This is a genomic window from Kaistia sp. SLG-1, assembly GCF_059699055.1.
The window spans coordinates 2,824,429-2,845,326 of the sequence record NZ_AP048544.1 but is presented as its reverse complement, the minus strand read 5'-3'; the positions used below and the strand labels follow the sequence as shown (position 1 = coordinate 2,845,326).

Annotated in this window: 20 protein-coding genes; 4 read left to right on the top strand and 16 right to left on the bottom strand. The window is 67.1% G+C overall.

Annotation, left to right across the window (positions count from 1 at the left end; genetic code table 11):
• Positions 1 to 5 precede the first annotated feature (5 nt).
• The 7 genes from AC6HZP_RS12875 to AC6HZP_RS12845 all read right to left on the bottom strand — a co-directional run bounded on the left by AC6HZP_RS12875 (position 6) and on the right by AC6HZP_RS12845 (position 6,193).
• On the bottom strand, positions 6 to 1,262 hold the full coding sequence (locus tag AC6HZP_RS12875) for a polysaccharide biosynthesis/export family protein (RefSeq protein WP_497523188.1): 1,257 nt from the start codon (positions 1,260 to 1,262) through the stop codon (positions 6 to 8).
• Complete coding sequence (locus AC6HZP_RS12870; protein ID WP_497523187.1) at positions 1,259 to 3,487, bottom strand: GumC family protein; 2,229 nt, start codon at positions 3,485 to 3,487, stop codon at positions 1,259 to 1,261. Before AC6HZP_RS12870 ends, AC6HZP_RS12875 begins: the two co-directional genes overlap by 4 nt.
• A 24-nt stretch (positions 3,488 to 3,511) precedes the next feature.
• Complete coding sequence (locus AC6HZP_RS12865; protein WP_497523186.1) at positions 3,512 to 4,354, bottom strand: response regulator transcription factor; 843 nt, start codon at positions 4,352 to 4,354, stop codon at positions 3,512 to 3,514.
• Positions 4,355 to 4,647: 293 nt separating this feature from the next.
• Complete coding sequence (locus AC6HZP_RS12860) at positions 4,648 to 5,199, bottom strand: thermonuclease family protein (protein ID WP_497523185.1); 552 nt, start codon at positions 5,197 to 5,199, stop codon at positions 4,648 to 4,650.
• A 58-nt stretch (positions 5,200 to 5,257) separates the two neighbouring features.
• Positions 5,258 to 5,500, bottom strand: coding sequence for a hypothetical protein (locus AC6HZP_RS12855; protein ID WP_497523184.1), 243 nt, complete (start codon positions 5,498 to 5,500; stop codon positions 5,258 to 5,260).
• 147 nt (positions 5,501 to 5,647) lie between these two features.
• Positions 5,648 to 5,869 (bottom strand): hypothetical protein, encoded by a 222-nt coding sequence (locus AC6HZP_RS12850; RefSeq protein WP_201403922.1) that lies wholly within the window; start codon positions 5,867 to 5,869, stop codon positions 5,648 to 5,650.
• Positions 5,870 to 5,983: 114 nt separating this feature from the next.
• On the bottom strand, positions 5,984 to 6,193 hold the full coding sequence (locus AC6HZP_RS12845) for a cold-shock protein (protein ID WP_201403921.1): 210 nt from the start codon (positions 6,191 to 6,193) through the stop codon (positions 5,984 to 5,986).
• Positions 6,194 to 6,481: 288 nt separating this feature from the next.
• Here AC6HZP_RS12845 and mazG point away from each other — a divergent pair, with 288 nt between their 5' ends.
• A complete protein-coding gene (mazG, locus tag AC6HZP_RS12840; RefSeq protein ID WP_497523183.1) occupies positions 6,482 to 7,339 on the top strand; it encodes a nucleoside triphosphate pyrophosphohydrolase in 858 nt (285 codons plus the stop codon).
• 121 nt (positions 7,340 to 7,460) lie between these two features.
• On the opposite strand, the gene hflX is transcribed toward mazG, so the two are convergent.
• The 8 genes from hflX to dusB all read right to left on the bottom strand — a co-directional run bounded on the left by hflX (position 7,461) and on the right by dusB (position 17,602).
• The gene (gene hflX / locus AC6HZP_RS12835) at positions 7,461 to 8,900 is read right to left on the bottom strand and encodes a GTPase HflX (protein ID WP_497523182.1); all 1,440 of its coding nucleotides are present in this window, start codon (positions 8,898 to 8,900) and stop codon (positions 7,461 to 7,463) included.
• The gene (gene hfq, locus AC6HZP_RS12830) at positions 8,901 to 9,155 is read right to left on the bottom strand and encodes an RNA chaperone Hfq (protein ID WP_029073711.1); all 255 of its coding nucleotides are present in this window, start codon (positions 9,153 to 9,155) and stop codon (positions 8,901 to 8,903) included.
• 147 nt (positions 9,156 to 9,302) lie between these two features.
• Positions 9,303 to 10,178: a D-amino-acid transaminase gene (locus AC6HZP_RS12825; RefSeq protein WP_497523181.1), complete on the bottom strand. Its 876-nt coding sequence runs from the start codon at positions 10,176 to 10,178 to the stop codon at positions 9,303 to 9,305.
• Between the two features lie 83 nt (positions 10,179 to 10,261).
• A complete protein-coding gene (gene ntrX, locus AC6HZP_RS12820) occupies positions 10,262 to 11,626 on the bottom strand; it encodes a nitrogen assimilation response regulator NtrX (RefSeq protein WP_201403917.1) in 1,365 nt (454 codons plus the stop codon).
• Positions 11,627 to 11,640: 14 nt separating this feature from the next.
• The gene (locus AC6HZP_RS12815) at positions 11,641 to 13,920 is read right to left on the bottom strand and encodes a sensor histidine kinase NtrY-like (protein WP_497523180.1); all 2,280 of its coding nucleotides are present in this window, start codon (positions 13,918 to 13,920) and stop codon (positions 11,641 to 11,643) included.
• A 136-nt stretch (positions 13,921 to 14,056) separates the two neighbouring features.
• Positions 14,057 to 15,499, bottom strand: a complete 1,443-nt coding sequence (gene ntrC, locus AC6HZP_RS12810; protein WP_201403916.1) for a nitrogen regulation protein NR(I) — start codon at positions 15,497 to 15,499, stop codon at positions 14,057 to 14,059.
• Between the two features lies 1 nt (position 15,500).
• Positions 15,501 to 16,625: a two-component system sensor histidine kinase NtrB gene (locus AC6HZP_RS12805; RefSeq protein WP_497526801.1), complete on the bottom strand. Its 1,125-nt coding sequence runs from the start codon at positions 16,623 to 16,625 to the stop codon at positions 15,501 to 15,503.
• A gap of 8 nt (positions 16,626 to 16,633) precedes the next feature.
• Positions 16,634 to 17,602, bottom strand: a complete 969-nt coding sequence (gene dusB, locus AC6HZP_RS12800; RefSeq protein ID WP_497523179.1) for a tRNA dihydrouridine synthase DusB — start codon at positions 17,600 to 17,602, stop codon at positions 16,634 to 16,636.
• A gap of 216 nt (positions 17,603 to 17,818) precedes the next feature.
• Between dusB and AC6HZP_RS12795 the strand changes: the two genes are divergently transcribed.
• Genes AC6HZP_RS12795 through AC6HZP_RS12785 form a run of 3 tightly spaced genes read left to right on the top strand, consistent with a single transcriptional unit; the run spans position 17,819 to position 20,442 of the window.
• On the top strand, positions 17,819 to 19,030 hold the full coding sequence (locus AC6HZP_RS12795) for a bifunctional 2-C-methyl-D-erythritol 4-phosphate cytidylyltransferase/2-C-methyl-D-erythritol 2,4-cyclodiphosphate synthase (protein ID WP_497523178.1): 1,212 nt from the start codon (positions 17,819 to 17,821) through the stop codon (positions 19,028 to 19,030).
• Entirely contained in the window at positions 19,027 to 19,524 is a 498-nt protein-coding gene (locus AC6HZP_RS12790) for a CinA family protein (protein ID WP_497523177.1), read from the top strand. The genes AC6HZP_RS12795 and AC6HZP_RS12790 overlap by 4 nt, the downstream gene beginning before the upstream one ends.
• Positions 19,525 to 19,527: 3 nt before the next feature.
• Positions 19,528 to 20,442, top strand: a complete 915-nt coding sequence (locus AC6HZP_RS12785; protein WP_497523176.1) for a bestrophin family protein — start codon at positions 19,528 to 19,530, stop codon at positions 20,440 to 20,442.
• On the opposite strand, the gene AC6HZP_RS12780 is transcribed toward AC6HZP_RS12785, so the two are convergent.
• Complete coding sequence (locus AC6HZP_RS12780; RefSeq protein ID WP_201403912.1) at positions 20,427 to 20,894, bottom strand: type II toxin-antitoxin system RatA family toxin; 468 nt, start codon at positions 20,892 to 20,894, stop codon at positions 20,427 to 20,429. The genes AC6HZP_RS12785 and AC6HZP_RS12780 overlap by 16 nt on opposite strands.
• Between the last annotated feature and the right edge of the window lie 4 nt (positions 20,895 to 20,898).

Below are 20,898 nucleotides of genomic sequence, written 5' to 3'. Positions count from 1 at the left end.
GCTCCCTAGGGACCGCCAGTCCGCACGGCGCGCGGGCTGTCCAGATCCGAGAGATGGCGGTCGACCTCAAGAATATCGCCCGGCATCAGGCGGTCCCGGTCGGTGACGATGATCGTTTCGGTGCCGGTCGCTGTGCGGCGAACCACGGCAAAGGTCGCGTCCGGCAGCGCCTTGACGCCGCCGGCCTCCAGATCGTCGCTCGCGGCGCCGATGCTGGCGGCGAGCGAGGCGATCTTCTGTTCACTCCGGGCGGCGGCCAACTCGATCAGCCGCAGCGCCATGGCGTTTTCGGCTGCGCGGCCTTCCTTCAGCGCCGCGATGCGTTGATCGACTTCGAGGCTGCCGTGCCGGGCGCGCGCCAGGAAGCTCAGCACGTCGAGCTTGTCTCGCTTCAAGGCTGAATACTGACGCTGGTTTTCCCGCAGCCTCGACAGGGCGGTCAGCCCCTGGTCGGCCAGTTGCTGCGTCGCGTCGACATCCTTCGCGATCGACTCGAGTTCGCGATCGTGCAGGGTGAGGCTCTCCTGCAGCGCCGCGATCTCATCCTCCAGCGCATGGCGCTGTGCCTCGAAGGCGGCGATCTGGGCCGCGAGCGATGCCTTGCGGACCTGAAACAGGGCCATCTCGGCCGTTACCATGTCGACGGGCGCGCCGGACGCGGTCAGGCCCGTCGCGTCGAATTCTTCGCCGGCAATCTCCGCCTGGAGGCGGGCGCGCTCGACCCGTTGCGACAAGCGGGAGAGCTTCTCGTCGGCAAAACTCTGGCGCAGCGTCAGGAGCTGGAGCGCGGCGCCGGTGACGGGAGCCTGCGGACGGCGCAGGCCGCCGCCGAGCGCCACCAGTTCGAGAACGATCATGCCGGGCCGAAATTCGTAGCGGCCGGGCGACTGGACGTCGCCGGTGACGAAGACGGGCGCATGGCCGATGATTTCGAGGCTGACGGTGTGATCGGCCGGGACGCGCCCGGCGAGCCCGGCCGTCAGGCGCTCGGCCGCTTGTTCCTGGGTCAGGTTCAACATCATCACGCGGCCAAGGCGCGGAAAGCCGATGGAGCCGTCCGCCGCCAGGGTAAACTTGCCGCCGAGCTCCGGCTCCCCGAAGATGGAAACCTGCAGGATGTCGCCGACGCCGAGCCGATAGGTCTCGGCTGCCATCCCGACGCTGGCGTGAATCGTCAGCAGGAGGGTGGCCAGCAGGGACGCCCATAACATCCCGGCGCGCAGCATCCGGCGAATCCAGATTTGGCTCTGCCGCATCGTCATGCCTCGCGCATTTGAACTACCGGGCTGTCGCTGGCCGCCGGCGGTCGTGCTGGCGGCGTGGCGGGCGCGCGTCCGACACTCCCCGGTCGTTCGAAGCTGCGATGGACGCGCATCGAGACCCGGTTGAGCACCAGCGCCCGCACGGTCTGGCCGCAAAAGGCCAGCCGCTCGATCGAGGCCGTGACGCTTTCATAAGGCGTCCAGCCCCAACGGGCGACGAAAAGCACCGCATCGGCGTGCGCTCCGATCTGCGCAGCGTCCGACGAGGCGAGGATCGCCGGCGTGTCGAGGATCACTGCGTCGAAACGATCCCGAAGCGCCGCGATCAGCATGGCGAGGCGCTTGTCGGCGAGAAGGCTCGGCTTCTCCTCCTCCATGCCGCGCGCGATGATCAGCTGCAGCGGGGTCTCGGGATCGGGGACGACGACCTGCTCCAGGTCGAGGTCGCCGGACAGATAGGCGGCCAGGCCCCGGTGGTCGTCCGCCGTCGCGGCGCCCGCCATGAGGGCGACGGACTGGCCGTGTAGATCGGCGTCGACCAGCACGACTGACCGGCCCGATCGCGCCATGGAGCGCGCCAGCGAAAGCGCCAGCGTCGTCTTCCCCTCGCCCGGCAGCGCCGATGTCACCATCAGCACGCCGGCGCGGCGCATGGCCGGCGACAGGCGCAGCATCCATTGCAGCGTCGCGAACGCCTCGGCGAAGGCGGAGCGCGGGTCCTGGACGATCTGGCTGGCCGGCTCGCGGCCGGCGCGGCGCGGCAAGGTCGGGATGGTCGCCAGGACGGGGACGCCGGTCGCCGCCTCCAGAGCGTGGCGAGACCGCACGCGAGGATCGAGCCGGCCCAGCAGTAGGGCGAGGCAGACGCCGACGCCCGCGCCCGACAGCAGGCCGAGAAGCACCGTCGGGAACAGGCGCGGATTGGACGGACGTGCGGGGACGGTCGCCTCGGAAATCAGCCGGACGCCCGGATCGGTGAGCTCCTTGCGATCGCCGATCTGCTTGGCGCGGCCGAGCAGGCTTTCATAAACGGCCCGATCGGCGTTCGCTTCGCGGACGAGCCCCTCCAGCTTCACCCGGGCCGTGTCGGACCCGCCATAATCGGCTTCGGCCGCGCGCAGCTGCCCCTCGATCGAGGTCACGCGCCGGGCGGCGGTGTCGATCTCGTTACGGAGGCTGACGAGGATATGTTCGACCTCGCGGTCGATCTGCTGCCGGACCGTCTGCAGTTCCGAGGTGAGCACCGGGATCTCGACGCTCTGCGAGGCGCCCGTATCCCGCAGCACCTGAAGCCGGCGCTCGAGCTGGGACTGGCTGACGCGCAATTGCTGGATGATGGGCGAGCCGAGCACGTCGCTGAAGCCGTCGAGGCCGTCCTGCCGCGTCGAAAGCAGCGCGGCGGTTCGCTCTCGCGCCTCGGCCGTCGCCTTGGCGGCGCGAGCGGTTATGAGCTCGGCGCTCAGGGCGCTGACCCGCTGCGCGGCGATGGTGACGCCCCCCATCTCGAACAGGCCGGACGACGCCTTGAAGCGCTCGGCGTTCTGTTCCGCCTGCTGCAGTTTCGCGCCAAGCGTCGCCAGCCTCACCTCCAACCAGTCGCTAACGCGGCGCGTCGCCTCGATCTGCACGTCGTCCTGATAGTCGAGATAGGCGCGGGCATAGGCGTTGGCGACCTGGGCCGCCAGCGCTGCGTCGTCGGCGCTATAGGCAATGTAGATCGTGTAGGAACGGCCATCGTTGACGACGTCGAGATTGGCGCGCAGGCGCGCTTCCAGCGCCGATCGGGGATCCTGCTGTTTCGGCGCCGTGCTCCCCCTTAGGCGGCCGAGCCATCCAGCCAGCCCGCCCCGCGCCGGCTGAGCGATACGGGTCGGCGGGCCGGAAGCGTTCCCTTCGAACGGCTCGCCCCCTTCGGCGGCAAGCTTGTCGATCACCCTCTGCGCCATGACGCGCGACGAGATCCGGTCGAGCTCTGTCCGCAGCACGGGGTTTTCCTGCGGCAGCGGCGTGACGACCTGGTCGACCGGCATGGACTGGATGCGGCGGCCATCAAGGGCGATCACCGCCTCGGCGACATAGCGCGGCGGCTGCAGCATGTAGGACAGGGCACCGATGGCGAGGCCGGCGGCGGAACAGGCTGCGATCAGGTGGCTGCGCTGACGCAATGCCTCGAGACCATGCAAGCCGACATCCTGCCGCCCGATGGGAGGGGAAGACTGAATCACGATGATGTCCTGGGACTGGGAACGTCAGGCGCAGACGACGGTCGGCAGAGGCGATCGAGCGCGGGCCATGGCAGGGCCGGCGGCCGCGCGCGGAGGCGGCTCTGCCGTCGGCGGAAGGAGTTCAGGCTCCGGCGCGCGGGGCCCGGACATGGCCGCCTGGATGAGGCTGTTCAGCTTGAACGCGACCTCGGTCCGGTTATGGGCGCCGAGCTTCCGCATGATGCTGCGGATATGCACCTTGATCGTGCTTTCGCGCAGGTCGAGCTCGTAGGCGATGATCTTGTTGGCCTTGCCCCGGCGGATCGCTTCCGCCACCGCCGCCTGGCGCGGCGTCAGCAGGTCGGCGAGCGGATCGACGGGCGGGCCCCTGAATTCCGGCGCCAGGATCTCGTCCCGCGCGGCCATCAGGCAGTTGGCGGGCACGAACAGGCCGCCTGCCCTCGCCAGATTGACGATCTCGATCGCGATGCCGAGCCCGACGCTGGTCGGAATGTAGCCTCGCGCGCCCCGGTCCAGCGCCTGCAGGATATGGGCGGCGCTTTCGCCGTCGGCGAGGACGATCGTCGGGATATGCGGGAAGGCCTGCGCCAGATCGTCGAGCGCCATCGCCACCTGGGGCTCATCGGCGCGCTGGCTGCCGATGCTGAGAAGAATGGCGGAGACCTGCGCATGGACGGCGGTGGCCCGGCTCCATTCGGCCACGGTACCAAAGGTGAGGATTTCCAGATCGTGACGACCGCCCTGCAGGCCGCGCGCCAGACATTCCCTGTCGAGAACGCGACGATCGATCAGCGCAATGGCGGTGCAGGAGTCGCGCTCGACGGACGTGTTTTCACGGTCTAGCTGAATGGCATCGGCATTCCACATTTCCGGCTCCCTTCGGTCACCAGATGAAGAATTGATCGTCCTGCTTATGCGTGTATAATGACGTTATACAACCGAATTGAGTATTTCCACAACTCTAGGTTGTATTTTTACATTTTTTCTAGTTTTGTGTGTTGTCCCTATTGGGGCTGGCTGCGTGCGTCTTTTGCGAGCGGCGGCGCCTATCGGATCGACGGAACGTCGTAACCGGGTATGTGCTCTTCGGGCCGGACGGATTTCACTTCATCCGAAATGGCGAGCGAGCCGGGTTCCGCTTCGACGCGGCGACCGAATCGTCAGGACGCGTCGGGTCGCGGGTGCTGACGGCGCCATTCGGCCGGGTCGGTGAAGCGGCCCTGCCAGAGGCCGCGCCTGGCGAGACGGGCGGCACTCTCTGGCGCCGCGTAGTCGCCCTCGCCTCGCCCGGCGAAATTGATCGCCAGGCCCTGCCGCACCAGCACTTCGCCGATATCGCCGACATCCTTGACGCGGCACGTCGCGACGGCTCGGCCGTAGCGGTCATTGGCCCGGGGCGAACAGCTCAGCTCGCCCTGCGCCACCAGCTCGCGCAGCGCCTTGCGGGCGGCCTCGCCGCAGCGCCACGGCTTCCCGGCATTATCCTCGCAGGTCTGGTGCAGTTCGGGCGCATCGATGCCCGCGAGCCGGAATTCCTTGCCGCCGAACGCCAGCGAATCTCCGTCGCGCACGACGACGCGTGTGCCGTCGCTCGCACGGATCTCGCGAAGATGCTGATCCACATATCCGATGGCCAAGAGGCCTGCGATGAGCAGGAAGAGGAAGATCAGGGGCGGCGCCTTGCGGCTGCGCCGGGGACGGGGACGAATCATGACCGCAATCTAGCGAGCGGCGGAACCTGAAAGGAAGGAGATCGGCCGCTGGCTCGGATCAGGCGCGCGCTTTCGGCTTGGCTACGGTCTTCTTCTTCAGCTCCGGCTTGGGCTCGGCTTCCTCTGCGGCTTCCTTGGCGAGGCGCAGCTGGCGCAGCCGCGCCGTCTTCGCGGCCTGCGAGGCGACGCGATCGCGTTCGCCCGCCATCACGGCCGCCTCGCCGCTGCGAAGCTTCTCGGCCTTCTTGAAGCGCTCTTCCGCGCGAGCCTTGGCCGCATCCTTCGTGTCGCTGGGAGACATTGCCTTCCTTTCGCGCCCGCTGGCGGCTTTCGGCAACTGGATCGTCAATCCGGGAACGAGACGAGGCGGATCGGCGAGCCAACGGGCTCGCCTATTGTCATACTCTATCAGCTTTGCCGGGAAGATGTGGACGACGCCGCGGCGATCTTACTTCTTTGAGCGGCGCAGGGATTCGATCGGCGTGGCGGCAATTCCGGACTTCTCGGCGATCGCGCGATCCTGCGCCTCGAGGAAGTCGCGAGCGGGCCCGTCGCCTTCGAGACCACCCAGTATGTCGCCGGGAACGCGACGGTTGGAGCGCTGGCTTCCATCCTCATAAGAGACGTCGAACAGCACGAATTCTGCGCGGGCAGCTGGCTTCTTCGCCATGGGAAAAACTCCAGACAGTTTGGCGCCGGCAACAGGGATGCGATCCCCGGCCGGGCCGAAAACAAAAAGGGTCCGGCGTCGAAACGCCGGACCCTGTAACCCGAACTGGTGGGTTCAAGCTTCCTGCAGGTTCGCAGCCGCCGACTTTCCGCTGCGACGGTCGGCCTCGATGTCGAAGCTCAGCTTCTGGCCTTCGACCAGGCCGCGCATGCCGGCGCGCTCAACGGCGCTGATGTGAACGAACACGTCCGGGCCACCGCCGTCCTGCTGAATGAAACCAAAACCCTTCTGGCCGTTGAAAAACTTTACGGTACCGGTTGCCATGTCTCGTGTCCTTTGTGCATGCCTTGGCTATGGCTACGCGACTCCCGCGTCAGCCAATCCGAGTTCCAGCGATGTCTTGGGACGAGCCTCGAAGGGCGAATATCAAGGCAGAGCCAAATATCGAACGTGATCTATATAGGTCGAGAAGTCCCAAATCACAAATCCATCCTTTGCCGGCTGCCGGGAAAACTCGCTGTTTCAGGGGGCAAACCGCGTAGCAGGCAAGTTTCCATCGCCAGATCCACACAAGCGCCGATGCCGGCGCCGCGCCCTATCCGAGGAATATCCATGCAGCCGTCGAAAGATATTGAGCGCCTGATCGAGATCATGGCGGCCTTGCGCGATCCCGTGACGGGTTGTTCATGGGACAAGGTGCAGGATTTCAAGTCGATCGCTCCCTACACCATCGAGGAAGCCTACGAGGTCGCCGATGCGATCGAGCGGGGCGATCTCGTCGATCTGGAAGAAGAGCTGGGCGATCTCCTGCTGCAGGTCGTTTATCACGCCCGCATGGCGGAGGAGATCGGCGCCTTTTCGTTCGGCGACGTCGTCATGGCCATCACGACGAAGATGATCCGCCGCCATCCGCATGTCTTCGGCAGCGAGGAAGCGCGCAGCGCCGGCGCCGCCAAGGGATTCTGGGAGGCGATCAAGGCGGAGGAGAAGCGCGAGCGCGCCGAAAAGCGACGCCGGGCCGGTCAGCTCGACGCCGCCTCCGCGAGCCTGCTCGACGATGTCCCGGCCGGCATGACGACGCTGGCGCGCGCGGTGAAGCTTCAGCGCAAGGCCGGCACGGTCGGCTTCGACTGGAACGATCCGCGCGCCGTGCTCGACAAGATCAAGGAGGAGATCGGCGAGATCGAGCAGGAGCTGGATCGCGCCGAGGTCTCGCCCGCCCGTGTCCAGGACGAGATCGGCGACCTGCTGTTCGCCGTCGCCAATCTAGCGCGCCACGCCGATATCGATCCGGACGCGGCGCTCCGCGGCACCAACGACAAGTTCGGCCGCCGCTTCCGTCATATCGAGACCCGCCTGGCGGCCGAAGGGCGCACCCCCGCCGAGGCGAGCCTGGACGAGATGGAGGCGCTGTGGGTCGAGGCCAAGACGCAGCCGCCGAAGCCGGCCAAGGACGTCGGAACCGAATAGGGAATTGGGGCTGACGAACCGAATTCGTCCAGCCGTTCAGCCCTTCTTGAAGCGCTGAACGGCCCGAGCTTGTTGTTCGATCGCGTTCGCTTCACGCGAACCGGCATCCTCGAAAGCGCTGTCAGTTCTTGCCCATCGGGTCCCAGGCCTGGGTCGGGCCCTTCGCCGCCGCCTTCTCGGAGGAAGGCTGGAGCCTGGCGCCCGGGAACTCGCGGTGGAAGCTCTGCTCGTGCTTCTCCGGGACGCGGATGGTGGCGACGGTCCGGCCATCCTCCTCGTCTGCGCGGGAAAGCACTTCGCCCAGCTCGTAGAGCCGGTGCAGCTTCGCCAGCGCCGCGCCCGAGAGCGACACGGTGTAGACGGGACGGCCCTCGTTCAGCCGCTGCTCGACGATATCGAGGAGCGCCGCGACGCCCTCGCCGGTCAGCGCCGAGATCGGCACGATGGCGGGCTTGCCGTTGTCGGCATTGGCGCGCGTCGCCGGCCGGGCATCCTCCGGCATCAGGTCGATCTTGTTCCAGACCTCGATCAGCCGGTCGGTCTTGCTGACTTCGACGCCCAGCTGTTCGAGAACGCTCATCACGTCGCGGGCCTGGGCCTCGCTGTCCTCATGCGCGATATCGCGGACATGCAGGATCAGAGTCGCCTCGATCACCTCCTCGAGCGTCGCGCGGAACGCGGCCACGAGATGGGTCGGCAGGTCCGAGATGAAGCCCACCGTATCCGACAGGATCGCCTCGGTGCCGTGCGGCAGCTTCAGCCGGCGCAGCGTCGGGTCGAGCGTCGCGAACAGGAGGTCCTTGGCGAAGATGTCCGATTTGGTCAGCGTGTTGAACAGCGTCGACTTGCCGGCATTGGTATAGCCGACGAGCGCCACGATCGGCTGCGGCACCTTGCGGCGGCTCTCGCGTTGCAGGCGACGGGTGCGGACGACCGTTTCGAGTTCGTTCTCGATGCGGGTGATGCGCTCCTGCAGCGCGCGCCGATCCGCCTCGATCTGGGTCTCGCCGGGGCCGCCGAGGAAGCCGAAGCCGCCGCGCTGGCGCTCCAGATGGGTCCAGCTGCGGACCAGCCGGCTCTTCTGGTAGTTCAGATGCGCGAGCTCGACCTGCAGCGTGCCTTCGCGCGTCTGGGCGCGCTCGCCGAAGATCTCGAGAATGAGACCCGTCCGGTCGATGACCTTGGTGCCCCATTCCTTTTCGAGGTTCTGTTGCTGCACCGGGGTCAGGGCGTGGTCGACGATGACCAGGCCGATCTTGTCGGCCTGCACGCGCGCCGCGATCTCCGCCACCTTGCCGCTGCCGAACAGGGTCGCCGGCTTGAACATCGGCAATGGCACGGCGATGCCCTCGACGACGTCGAGTTCGATCGCGAGCGCCAGGCCGACCGCCTCCTCGACCCGCGCGCCGGAACTCCGGTCCCGGCCGCGCGCATCCCGGGTTCGCGCCGGTCGAACGGGCACGAGCACGAGTGCCCGTTCGGGCACATGCTTGGTTTCGATATGGCTATCGTTTGCCTCGGGCCCTTCGGCGCCTTCCGGCAGATCGTTATTCTCGGACAATCAGGCTCCCGGCCGATCGCCCTCTTCGCCCGGCTCGAAGAGCTGAACGGGAGCGCCCGGCATGATGGTGGAGATGGCGTGCTTGTAGACCAGCTGGGAATGGCCGTCCCGTCGCAGCAGCACGCAGAAATTGTCGAACCAGGTGACGATGCCCTGCAGCTTGACGCCGTTGACGAGGAATATCGTCAGCGGGATCTTACTTTTGCGGACATGGTTGAGGAACGTGTCTTGTAGGTTTTGGGCGCGTTCTGCCATTCTTGTCTCTCACGCTTAGCCTTGTTGGGGACCATGTCCCGACGGCCGGATCGTGTGCCGGCCTTGCGCTCACTTTGCCCGCAGAATCGCGGCGCGTCACCAAGAAATGCGTCGCAGGTCAAAGCTGTCCGAATTTCGATGGGCTCCTCAGCCGCGCACCCGCGCCGGGGCTTCGGTCGCGAACTCGTGGAAGCGTCGGCGCAATTCCGTCGCCACAGTGCCCGGTGCGCCGTTGGCGATCGGGCGCCCGTCGATCTCGACGACGGGCATGACGATCGCCGTCGCCGCGGTGAAGAACGCCTCGCGCGCGGCGAGCGCTTCCTCGAGGCTGAAGGCGCGCTCTTCGATGGTCAGGCCCGCCGCCTTGGCGACCTCGAACAGCACGGTGCGCGTGATGCCGCGCAGGATGCCGCTCTCCGCCGGCCGCGTGACGAGGACGCCATCGGGGGTGACGATCCAGGCATTGGTCGAGGAGCCCTCGGTCACCATGCCGTTCGCGTCGACGAACCACGCCTCATAGGCGCCCGCCTCCTTGGCCGCCTGCTTGGCGAGCACGTTGGGCAACAGCGACACGGTCTTGATGTCGACGCGCTCCCAGCGATTGTCGGGAACGCTGATGACCGAAACGCCCTTCTCCGCCTTCCGGTCGCCGGCGCTGCTCGGGGCCGATTTGGAGGTGACGACGATCGAGGGCGGCGTGCCTTCGGCGGGGAAGAGATGATTGCGCGGCGCGACGCCGCGGGTGATCTGCAGGTAGACGAGCCCCTCGCGCACGCGGTTGCGGCGTACCACCTCGCGCATGACCACGCCCAGCGCCGGAAGGCTCATCGGCAGCGCGATGCGCAGCTCCTTCAGCGAGCGCTCGAGCCGCGCCATGTGCAGCGTCTCGTCGATCAGCCGGCCATTACGGATCTCGCAGACCTCGTAGACGCCGTCGGCGAACTGGTAGCCCCGGTCCTCGACGTGAACGACAGCCTCGGCATGGCGGAGATAGAGGCCGTTCACATAGGCAAAGCGCGACATGGCATTCCTGCTGGACGAAGAGAATCGGGCATCGGCGGCCGCTGGCGGCCCGGCCGCATCGGACAATGCGGCCGCGGCGCGCGTCAACCGACGCCGAGCGATTTCAACTTCCGATGCAGGGCCGAACGCTCCATGCCGACGAACTCCGCCGTGCGCGAGATGTTGCCGCCAAAGCGGTTTACTTGCGCCGTCAGATATTCGCGCTCGAAGATCTCGCGCGCGTCGCGAAGCGGCAGCGACATCAGGTGCTCGCCGCCGCGATTGGGCGTCGTCGGCAGCATCTCGCCCACTTCCGGCGGCAGCATGTCGGCGGAGATCGCCTGGCTCTCGTCGCCGCGCGCCAGGATCAGCAGCCGCTCGATGTTGTTGCGCAGCTGGCGGATGTTGCCCGGCCAGTCATGCGCCTGCAGCACCGCCATCGCGTCGGAGCCGACGGTACGGATCGGCAGGCCGGTCGTGCGCGAGATCTGGTCGATGAAATGCGTCACGAGCTCCGGCACGTCGTCGCGACGCTCGGCCAGCGCCGGAACGCGCAGCGGCACTACCGAAAGACGGTGGAACAGATCCTCGCGAAAACTGCCGTCCGAGATCTCGTGCTCGAGATCGCGCGCCGTCGACGAGATGATGCGGACGTCGACCTTGACCTTCGCCGTGCCGTTGACCCGCTGGAAGCTCTGGTCGATCAGGACGCGCAGGATCTTGCCCTGCGTCTCCTTCGGCATGTCGGCGACTTCGTCGAGATAGAGCGTGCCGCCATGCGCCTCTTCCAGCGCGCCGACGACCCGGGCCGAGCCGGTGCCGTTCTCGGTTCCGAACAGCTCGTGTTCCATCCGGTCGGGCGTGATCGCGGCGGCGTTGACGACGACGAACGGCCCGTCCATGCGCAGCGACGATTCATGGATCGCGCGGGCGACCAGTTCCTTGCCCGAGCCCGATGGGCCGGAAATCATGATGCGGCTGTTGGTCGGGGCGACGCGCTCGATCGTCTGCTTCAGGTGGCTCATGGCGATCGAGGAGCCGACGAGGCGGCCGGCATCGCCCGCCCGCTCGCGCAGGTCCCGCACCTCGCGGCGAAGCTTGGACGCTTCCAGCGCGCGTTCGGCGATCAGCAGCAGGCGGTCGGCCTTGAACGGCTTCTCGATATAGTCGTAGGCGCCGCGGCGGATGGCCGAGACGGCCGTCTCGATGTTGCCGTGGCCGGAAATCATGACGACCGGCAGGTCGGGATGCTGCGCCTTGATGATGTCGAGCAAGGCCAGTCCGTCGATGCGGCTGCCGGTCAGCCAGATATCGAGAAAGATCAGCGTCGGCCGCCGTTTCTCGATTTCCGCGAGCGCCGTGTCGGTATCGCCGGCCGTGCGGGTGCCATGACCCTCGTCCTCGAGAATTCCGGCTACCAGCCCGCGGATGTCAGCTTCATCGTCGATGATCAAAATATCGGAGGCCATGATCTCTATCTTCGTCAGGCGTCTACGGGATTGGTCTTGTGGTTGGTGCCGGAGCCGGCCCCGCCGTCCTGCGACGGACGCGGCAGGGTGATCCGGACCATTGCGCCCCGCCCCCCAGCGGCAACGGCGGGCGAATCGAGCAGATCGAGCTGCCCGCCGTGTTCTTCGATAATCTTGCTGACGATGGCGAGGCCGAGGCCGGTGCCCTTCTCGCGCGTCGTCATGTAGGGCTCCAGCAGCCGGTGCCGGTTCTCCTGCGGCAGGCCGATGCCGGTGTCGATGATCTCGACGATGTTGCTGTCGCCCTCGACCCGCCCGCGCACGATGATCTTCGGCGGGACCGGATCGTCCGCCGGCACGGCGGCGATGGCCTCGGTGGCGTTCTTCACCAGATTGGTGAAGGCCTGCGAGATCAGGCGCGGGTCGTAGCGGCCGATCAGCGCCTCGTGCGGCAGGTCGATCTCGAAGCTGATCTCGGGATTGGCGACTTCCATCAGGAAGACGGCCTCGCGGGCGGCCTCGCCCAGGTCGCGCTCCTCGAAGGTCGGCTTCGGCATGCGCGCAAAGGACGAGAACTCGTCCACCATGCGGCCGATATCGCCCACCTGGCGGATGATCGTGTCGGTGCACTGGTCGAAGATCTCGCGACCCTCGACGATGCCCTTGCCGAAGCGGCGCTTCAGCCGTTCGGCCGAGAGCTGGATCGGCGTCAGCGGGTTCTTGATCTCATGCGCGATCCGGCGGGCGATGTCGGCCCAGGCGGCGCTGCGCTGCGCCGTCACGAGGTCGGTGATGTCGTCGAGCGTGATCACGTAGCCATGCGCCGCCGTATCGGATTCCTCGGTCGTCACGCGCACATTGATGGTGCGCTCGCGGCCGTCGCGGACGACGGATACCTGGTCGCGATGCTCCGGCCGGTTGGTCTCCGCCAGCGCCGCCGACACGACCTCGTTCAACTCGGGCACGATCTCGATCACCGGCCGGCCGAGCGTATCGTTCTGGTCGAGGCCTAGCAGGCGCAGCGCGCCGCGATTGGCGATCGTGACGACGCCTCGTGCGTCGGTTCCGACGACGCCGGCGCTGACGCCCGCGAGCACCGCCTCGGTGAAGCGGCGACGGCTGTCGATCTGCTCGCTGGCGGCGACCAGCTCATGGCGCTGGCTGCGCAGCTCGGCGGTCATCGTGTTGAAGGTCGCGCCCAGCGCGCCGAGATCGCCGTCCGAGCTCTTGAACGGAACGTGCACCTCGAGATTGCCGCGACCGATCTCGTCGGCCGCGTCGATCAGGCGGCGGATCGGCGAGACGAGCCGGTTGGCGAAGCCGATGCCGAGCCAGACGGCGGAGAGCAGCACGACGAGGGCAAGGCCCAGATACAGCACGCCGAAGGCGATCTGCACGCCGAGACGCGTCGCCTCGAGGTTCTTGTATTCGTTCACGCTCGCCGTCGTCTCGGCGATGTAGCGGATGACCTTCGGATCGATCTCGCGCGTGATGTAGAGGAACACGTCCGTGTAGCTTTCGAGACGGACGAGCGCGCCGACGACGTTGGTCGCGCCCGGCGCGATCAGGATCGGCTCGGCGCCCGGCTTTGCCGCCCGCGTCAGCGCATCCGGCGGCGGCGGCAGATAGCCGGTCGAAAACTGGAAATTGGCCTGAGCGATCAGCGTGCCGTCCGGCTTGACCAGGAAGACGCCGGGAATGCCGCGCAGCGCCGCCATCGAGTTCATGAAGGACTGGAAGCGGTCCGGGTTCTGCTCCAGCAGCACCTGCGCCCGTTCGAAGTCCGCCTTGAGCCCCTGAATGTCGACCTTCAGCGTCCTTGCATGCTCCTCGGCATAGGCCTGGGCGATCGAAAGCGAGGTGTCGACGATGGCGCGGGTGCGCTCGGAGAACCAGTGGTCGAGGCCCCGGTTCAGCGTGATGCTGGCGACGACGGCGATCAGGATGGCCGGCACGACGGCGACGATGCTGAACAGGCCGACGATGCGGATATGCAGTCTTGCGGCGGCGCGTCCGCGACGGCGCGCCCGGATCAGCATGGCGACTTCCAGGCCGAGCTCGATCACCAGCAGGCCGGTGAGCAGGCCGTTGACCGCCAGCGCCCAGAACACGACCCGTTCGGTCGGCTGGATCGGCGTCAGGCCCATCAGCAGGAAGAAGCTGAGGCAGGCGCAAGTCAGCGCCAGGATGACGGTGAAATAGCCGGCCGCGCGCACGGTGACGCGAAGCTTGCGGCGCTCCGGATCGGACACGGCCCGAGCCTCCGCCATTGTCGGATCGCTGGTCGCGCTCACGACGCGACTCCGCCCAACGGATCAAATTTCCAGAATCGCATGCGGTCTCGAGCACCCTTCATGACGCGGGACACTGGGACCGAATTGCAACATCATTGTGGCGAACCGGCAACAGGGCGCCGGTTCGCCAGCGCGTTCAGCGCGGGTTGCGCAGCACCTGGACGTCGAGATCGCGGATCTTCTTGCGCAGGGTGTTTCGGTTCACGCCGAGCAGTTCCGCCGCCTTGATCTGGTTGCCGCGCGTCGCGGCGAGCGCCGTGCTGATCAGGGGATATTCGACGTCGCGCAGGATGCGGTGATAGAGGCCCGGCGGCGGCAATCCTTCGCCGAAGCCGTGGAAATAGGTCGAGAGATGGCGCTCGACCGAGCTCATCAGCGTGTCCTCCATCTCGGCGCCCTCGGCCGGGAAAGCGGCGGCCGGCTGCTCGAGCTCGGCCTCGATGATGTTCTCGGTGATGGTGTCCTGCGGATAGAGCGCGGCGAGGCGGCGGATCAGGTTTTCCAGCTCGCGCACATTGCCCGGCCAGCGATAGCGCTTCAGCCGCTCGACCGCCGCCACCTCGATCTGCTTGTGCGGCAGGCCGTCCTTCTCGCCCAGCGTGAAGAAGTGCCGGACGAGGTCGGGAATGTCCTCCGAACGCTCGCGCAGCGCCGGCAGGCGGATCGGCACAACGTTCAGCCGGAAGAACAGATCCTCGCGGAACAGGCCCTGGTTGATCAGTATGCGCAGGTCCTTGTTCGTCGCGGCGACGATGCGGACATCCGTCTTGATCGGCGTACGGCCGCCGACCGTCGTGTATTCGCCCTGCTGCAGCACGCGGAGCAGCCGCGTCTGCGCCTCCATCGGCATGTCGCCGATCTCGTCGAGGAACAGCGTGCCGCCCTCGGCCTGCTCGAAGCGGCCGGCCGAGCGCGCCTGCGCGCCGGTGAAGGCGCCCTTCTCGTGGCCGAACAGCTCGCTCTCGATCAGATCGCGCGGGATCGCCGCCATGTTGATGGCGACGAAGGGGCCGGTGCGGCGCTTGCCGTAATCGTGCAGCGCGCGGGCGACCAGCTCCTTGCCGGTGCCCGACTCGCCGGCGATCATCACGGTCAGATCGGTCTGCATCAGCCGCGCCAGCACGCGATAGATGTCCTGCATGGCGGGCGAGCGACCGACTAGCGGGATGTTCTCGCCGCCATCGTCGAGGCTGGCATCCTTGGCGCGCTGCTTCGGCTCGGCCAGCGCCCGGCCGACGATCGAGATCAGCTCCTTCAGGTCGAAGGGCTTCGGCAGATATTCGTAGGCGCCGCGCTCGGAGGCGCGGATCGCCGTCATGAAGGTGTTCTGCGCGCTCATCACGATGACGGGCAGTTCCGGGCGCGCCCGCTTCATCCGCGGCAGCAGGTCGAAGGCGTTCTCGTCCGGCATCACCACGTCGGTGATGACCAGATCGCCCTCGCCCTGGCTCACCCACCGCCACAGCGTCGCGGCGTTGGAGGTCAGGCGCACTTCATAGCCGGCCCGGGACAAGGCCTGGTTGAGCACGGTGCGGATCGCCGCGTCGTCATCGGCCACGAGAATGGTGCCGGTCGCCATGTCAGTTGTCCTTGTCTGCAGGTGCGTCGCCCGGGAATGCCGGCATCAGCACGCGGAAGGTCGTGCGGTTCTGCTGGGAATCGCACTCGATCACGCCGCCATGGTCGCCGATGATCTTGGCGACCAGTGCCAGACCGAGGCCGGAACCATTGGTCTTGGTGGTGACGAAAGGGTCGAACAGGTGGGGCAGCATGTCCGCCGGCACACCGGGGCCGTTGTCGCGGACGATGAATTCGAGCGGCAGCGTCACCCGGTTGGTCGAGCCGGGGACGGAAAGACGGATGCCGGGCTTGAAGGCCGTCGAAAGCAGGATCTCGCCATTGTCGTCATTGCCGATCGCCTCGGCCGCGTTCTTGACCAGGTTCAGGAAGACCTGCACCAGCTGGTCGCGATTGGCATAGACCGCCGGCAGCGACGGGTCGTATTCCTCGATGATGCGAATGTTGCGGGCGAAGCCGGATTGCGCCAGCCGCTTCACATGCTCCAGCACGACATGGATGTTGACCGGCGCGCGCTCGACCGGCCGTTCGTCGGAGAAGACCTCCATCCGGTCGACCAGCTTCACGATGCGGTCGGTCTCATCGCAGATCAGCCGGGTCAGGGCGCGATCGTCGTCGTCGACGGAGGATTCGAGCAGCTGCGCCGCGCCGCGAATGCCGGAGAGCGGGTTCTTGATCTCGTGCGCCAGCATGGCCGCGAGGCCGGTGACCGAGCGCGCCGCGCCGCGATGCGTCAGCTGGCGGTCGATCTTCTCGGCCATCGTCTTCTCCTGCAGCAGGATGACGACCGAGTCGGGCTTTTCGGGCACGGGCGAGGCATAGATGTCGACGATGCGATCGCTGCCGTTGCGCGGCGTGCCGACGTCGACGCGATATTCGTTGACGGCCGCGCCCCGCGTCCTGACCTGCTCGATCAGCGAGAGCAGCGGGCTGCCGAACGGCACGAAATGGGCGATCGGCTGTCGCCGCAGCACGGCGATCGAGGCCTGGAAGAAATCCTGCGCGGCGCTGTTGGCATCGGTGACGTGCCCTGCCCCGTCGATCATGATGATCGGGTGCGGCAAGGCGTCGAGCAGGATCGATGCCGATCCGCCGGCGGCGGCGTCTGCGACGTCGCTCGGAGCCATGTTTCGGTTCACGCGGCTCTCCTCATTTCGGCTTCTCCAAGATGCTGGCGCAGAAGCGCGACGACCCGGGCCGGATTTTGTTCGGTCATGATGGCGAGGCGGGCTTCCGGATCCATGGCTTCGGGGCCGAGCGCCTCGATGGTCCAGCTCAGATGCTTGCGCGCGTTGCGGACGCCGAGGATCGGCCCGTAGAGCGCGATCATCTCCTCGAAATGTCCGACGACGAGCTCGATCAGCTCAGTCCCGCGCGGCGCTTCCGGCATCGAACCGGTGGCGGCGAATTGTGCCAGATGTCCCGGCAGCCACGGCCGGCCATAGGCGCCCCGCCCGACCATGACGCCATCGGCGCCTGAAGCCGCGAGCATCGGCGACAGGCTGTCGATGCTGACGCAGTCGCCATTCGCGATGAGCGGGATCGAGATCGCCTGCTTCACGGCGGCGATGGCGGCCCAGTCGGCCGTGCCCTTGTAGAACTGGCAGCGCGTGCGGCCATGCACGGTGATCATCGCGACCCCGGCATCTTCGGCGCGCCGCGCCAGCTCCGGGGCGTTGATCGTCTTGTCGTCCCAGCCGAGCCGCATCTTCAGCGTCACGGGAACGGGGCTCGCCGCGACCGTCGCTTCCACCAGGGTCAGCGCATGGTCGAGGTCGCGCATCAGCGCCGAGCCGGAATAGCCGGTGGTGACGCGCTTGGCCGGGCAGCCCATGTTGATGTCGATGATGTCGGCGCCGGAATCGGCGGCGGCCTTGGCGCCTTCCGACATCCAGTGCGCCTCGCGGCCGGCCAGTTGCACGACATGCAGGCTGTTGCCGGTCGCCTCGGCCCGCATGGCGGTCTCGGCGTTGCCGGCGGCCAGCTCCTCGCTGGCGACCATTTCCGACACGACCAGCCCCGCCCCGAAGGACGCCGCGATCCGGCGGAACGGGCGATCCGAGACGCCCGACATCGGCGCGAGCAGAACCCGGTTCGCGATCACAACCCCTCCGATGTCGAGGGGAGCGGCGAGACGGGCGACAGGATTGAAGGCTTCAGACAATATGACTACCGAATAGGCACCGGATGACGTGCCCACATATTAGTCACTCAGCTGGCTGCGGCAAGAGACTTGTTGCGTTGCGGTGTGAAATCTCCGATCCATGCGACCATCTGTCAAAAGAGCCGCGAGGCTCCATTTCTGCGGGATCTCTCGCTCATGAACGAAAGTGTTGGGCCTTCGCGGGTCGCGGTCCTGGTCGTGGCGGCGGGACGGGGCGTGCGCGCCGGCGGCGACATGCCGAAGCAGTACCGGAGCCTCGCCGGCCAGCCGATCCTGCGCCGGACGACGGCACTTTTCCTAAGCCATCCCCGCATCGACGACGTTCTCGTCGTCATTCACCCCGACGACGCCGACCTGTATGGCGCGGCCGTCGCCGGCCAGGCGGAGCTGCTTCCGTTCGTGACCGGCGGCGCGACGCGGCAGGAATCGGTGCGGCGCGGGCTGGAGGCGCTCGCCGATCGCGGCGTCACGCATGTGCTGATCCATGACGCCGTGCGCCCCTTCGCCTCGGCGGCGCTCATCGATCGCGTCATCGACGCGCTCGGGACCTCCGACGCGGTGCTTGCCGCCTCGCCGGTCACCGATACGCTGAAGCGCGCCGATGCCAGCGCTATCGTCACCGACACGGTCCCGCGCGCGGATCTCTTCGCCGCCGAGACGCCGCAGGCTTTTCGCCTCGCCACCATTCTCGACGCGCATCGGCGGGCGGCCGACGAGCCCGGCGACTTCACCGATGATGCCGGCATTGCCGAATGGGCCGGCATCCCGGTCCGGATCGTGCTCGGCGAGCGTTCCAACATCAAGCTGACCCTGCCGGAGGATATCGACTTGGCCGATCAGCGCCTGCGCATGGAAGCGTTGCTCCGGACGGGCGAGACCCGCGTCGGCACCGGCTATGACGTGCATTCCTTCACCGACGGTGATCATGTCTGGCTCGGCGGCGTCGAGATCCCGCATGACCGGAAGCTCTCCGGCCATTCCGATGCCGACGTCGCGCTGCATGCCCTGACCGACGCCGTGCTGGGGGCAATCGCCGACGGCGACATCGGCGACCATTTCCCGCCCTCCGATCCGCAATGGCGCGGCGCTTCGTCGGACCGCTTCCTGGCCTTTGCGGCGAAGCGGGTGGCGGCACGCGGCGGCGTCATCGTCAATCTCGACCTTGCCATCATCGCCGAGGCGCCGAAGATCGGTCCGCACCGGGACGCCATGCGGGCGCGCATCGCCGAGATCGTCGGGATCAGCCCCGGCCGCGTCGGCGTCAAGGCGACGACGAACGAGAAGATGGGCTTTGTCGGCAGGGGCGAAGGCATCGCTGCCATCGCGACGGCGACCATCCGCCTGCCCTTCACGGAGGAAGACGCATGACCGACCTGACGCCGCTCGAAGGCCAGGCGCGGGCCCTGATCGAGCTCTGCATCGCGCGCGGCCTGAAGATCGCGACGGCCGAATCCTGCACAGGCGGCCTGATCGCCGGCGTGCTGACGGACATCTCCGGCTCGTCCGCCGTCGTCGATCGCGGCTTCGTCACCTATTCGAACGAAGCCAAGACCGAGATGATCGGCGTGCCGGCGGAACTGATCCAGCGGGTCGGCGCCGTCAGCCAGGAAGTTGCCCTCGCCATGGCCGCGGGAGCCTTGGCGAAGTCAGGCGCGGATCTCGCCGTCGCCGTTACCGGCATTGCCGGTCCCACCGGCGGCTCGCCGGAGAAGCCGGTCGGGCTCGTCCATTTCGGCGTCATGCGCCGGGGATCTCCCGCGCAGCATGCGGTTCAAATCTTCGCCGATCGCGACCGCTCCGGCGTCCGCTTCGCGACGGTGGCCGAGGCGCTGAGACTGCTTGCCGAGGCGGCGGAAGGCTAGAGAATGATCGTCCGCAAGCGGCCGAACTGGTTCGGCATGATCCTCGTCTGGCGCGGCTCGGTGCTGCCGATCATCCTGCCGCAGCTCCTGCTCACCGCCGCCTTCGCGACGATCGTGACCTTGCTGCACGGCCGGCTCTTCTCGTTCAAGGTGACGCTGACCTTCGTGCCGTTCTCGCTGATCGGCATCGCGATCGCGATCTTTCTCGGCTTCCGCAACAGCGCCAGCTACGACCGATTCTGGGAGGCGCGCAAGCAATGGGGGGCGCTGCTGATCCATGCCCGTTCGCTGGCCCGCCAGGCGCTGACGCTGCAGGATGATCCGGCGGCGGCGCGCGCGATCATCTATGCGACCATCGCCTTCACCCATGCGCTGCGCCACCAGCTCCGCCGCAGCGATCCCCTGCCCGATTTGAAAAGGTTCCTGCCGGCCGATTTCGTCGACGGACCGCTCGCGGCCGCGCAGTTCCGACCTGCGGTGATCCTGCTTCATATCGGCGGCCTGATTGCCAACCTGCGCCGGGCCGGCGAGATCGACCCGATCCTGGTGACGGCGATGGAGCGGCATCTCGATGCGCTCTCGGACGTGCTGGGCGCCTGCGAGCGGCTGGCGGGCACCCCGCTGCCCTTCACCTATTCGGTGATCCTGCACCGGACGATCTATCTCTACTGCTTCCTGCTGCCGTTCGGGCTGGTCGATTCGATCGGCGTGCTGACGCCGCTGATCGTCGCCTTCCTCGCCTACACCTTCTATGCGCTGGAGGCGCTGAGCGACCAGCTGGAAGAGCCGTTCGGCACGGCGGCGAACGACCTCGCGCTCGACGGCATGTCGACGATGATCGAGACGACGTTGCGGGAAATGCTGGGCGAAGCGGAGCTGCCCGAGCCGGTCAAGCCGGTGAACTACGTGCTGACCTGAGGGATGCCGCCATAGATGGCGTCCGCCCGCTTCTCGAAGGCGTCCGAGAACTTCCGGAACGCCTTGTCGAAGACGGTGCCCATCAGCGCCGAGAGCGTCCGCGAGCGGAACTCGTAGTCGATCGCGAAGCTCACGGTGCTGCGTGCGTCATCGATCGGCTTGAACGCCCAGACATTGTCGAGATGCTTGAACGGCCCGTCGAGATATTCGGCGCGGATCGTGCCCGCTTCACGGTCCAGCACGACCTTGGTGGTGAAGGTCTCGCGGACGATCTTGTAGGCGACCGTCATGTCGGCGATCAGGATCTCGCGGTTGCCGTCCGGCTTGCGGCCGCGGATCACCAGCCGCTCGCAGAGCGGGACGAACTGCGGATATTTCTCCACGTCGGCGACGAGATCGAACATCTCCGTGGCCGAATGACCGACCTCGTGTTCGGTCGAGAAGCTCGGCATCGCG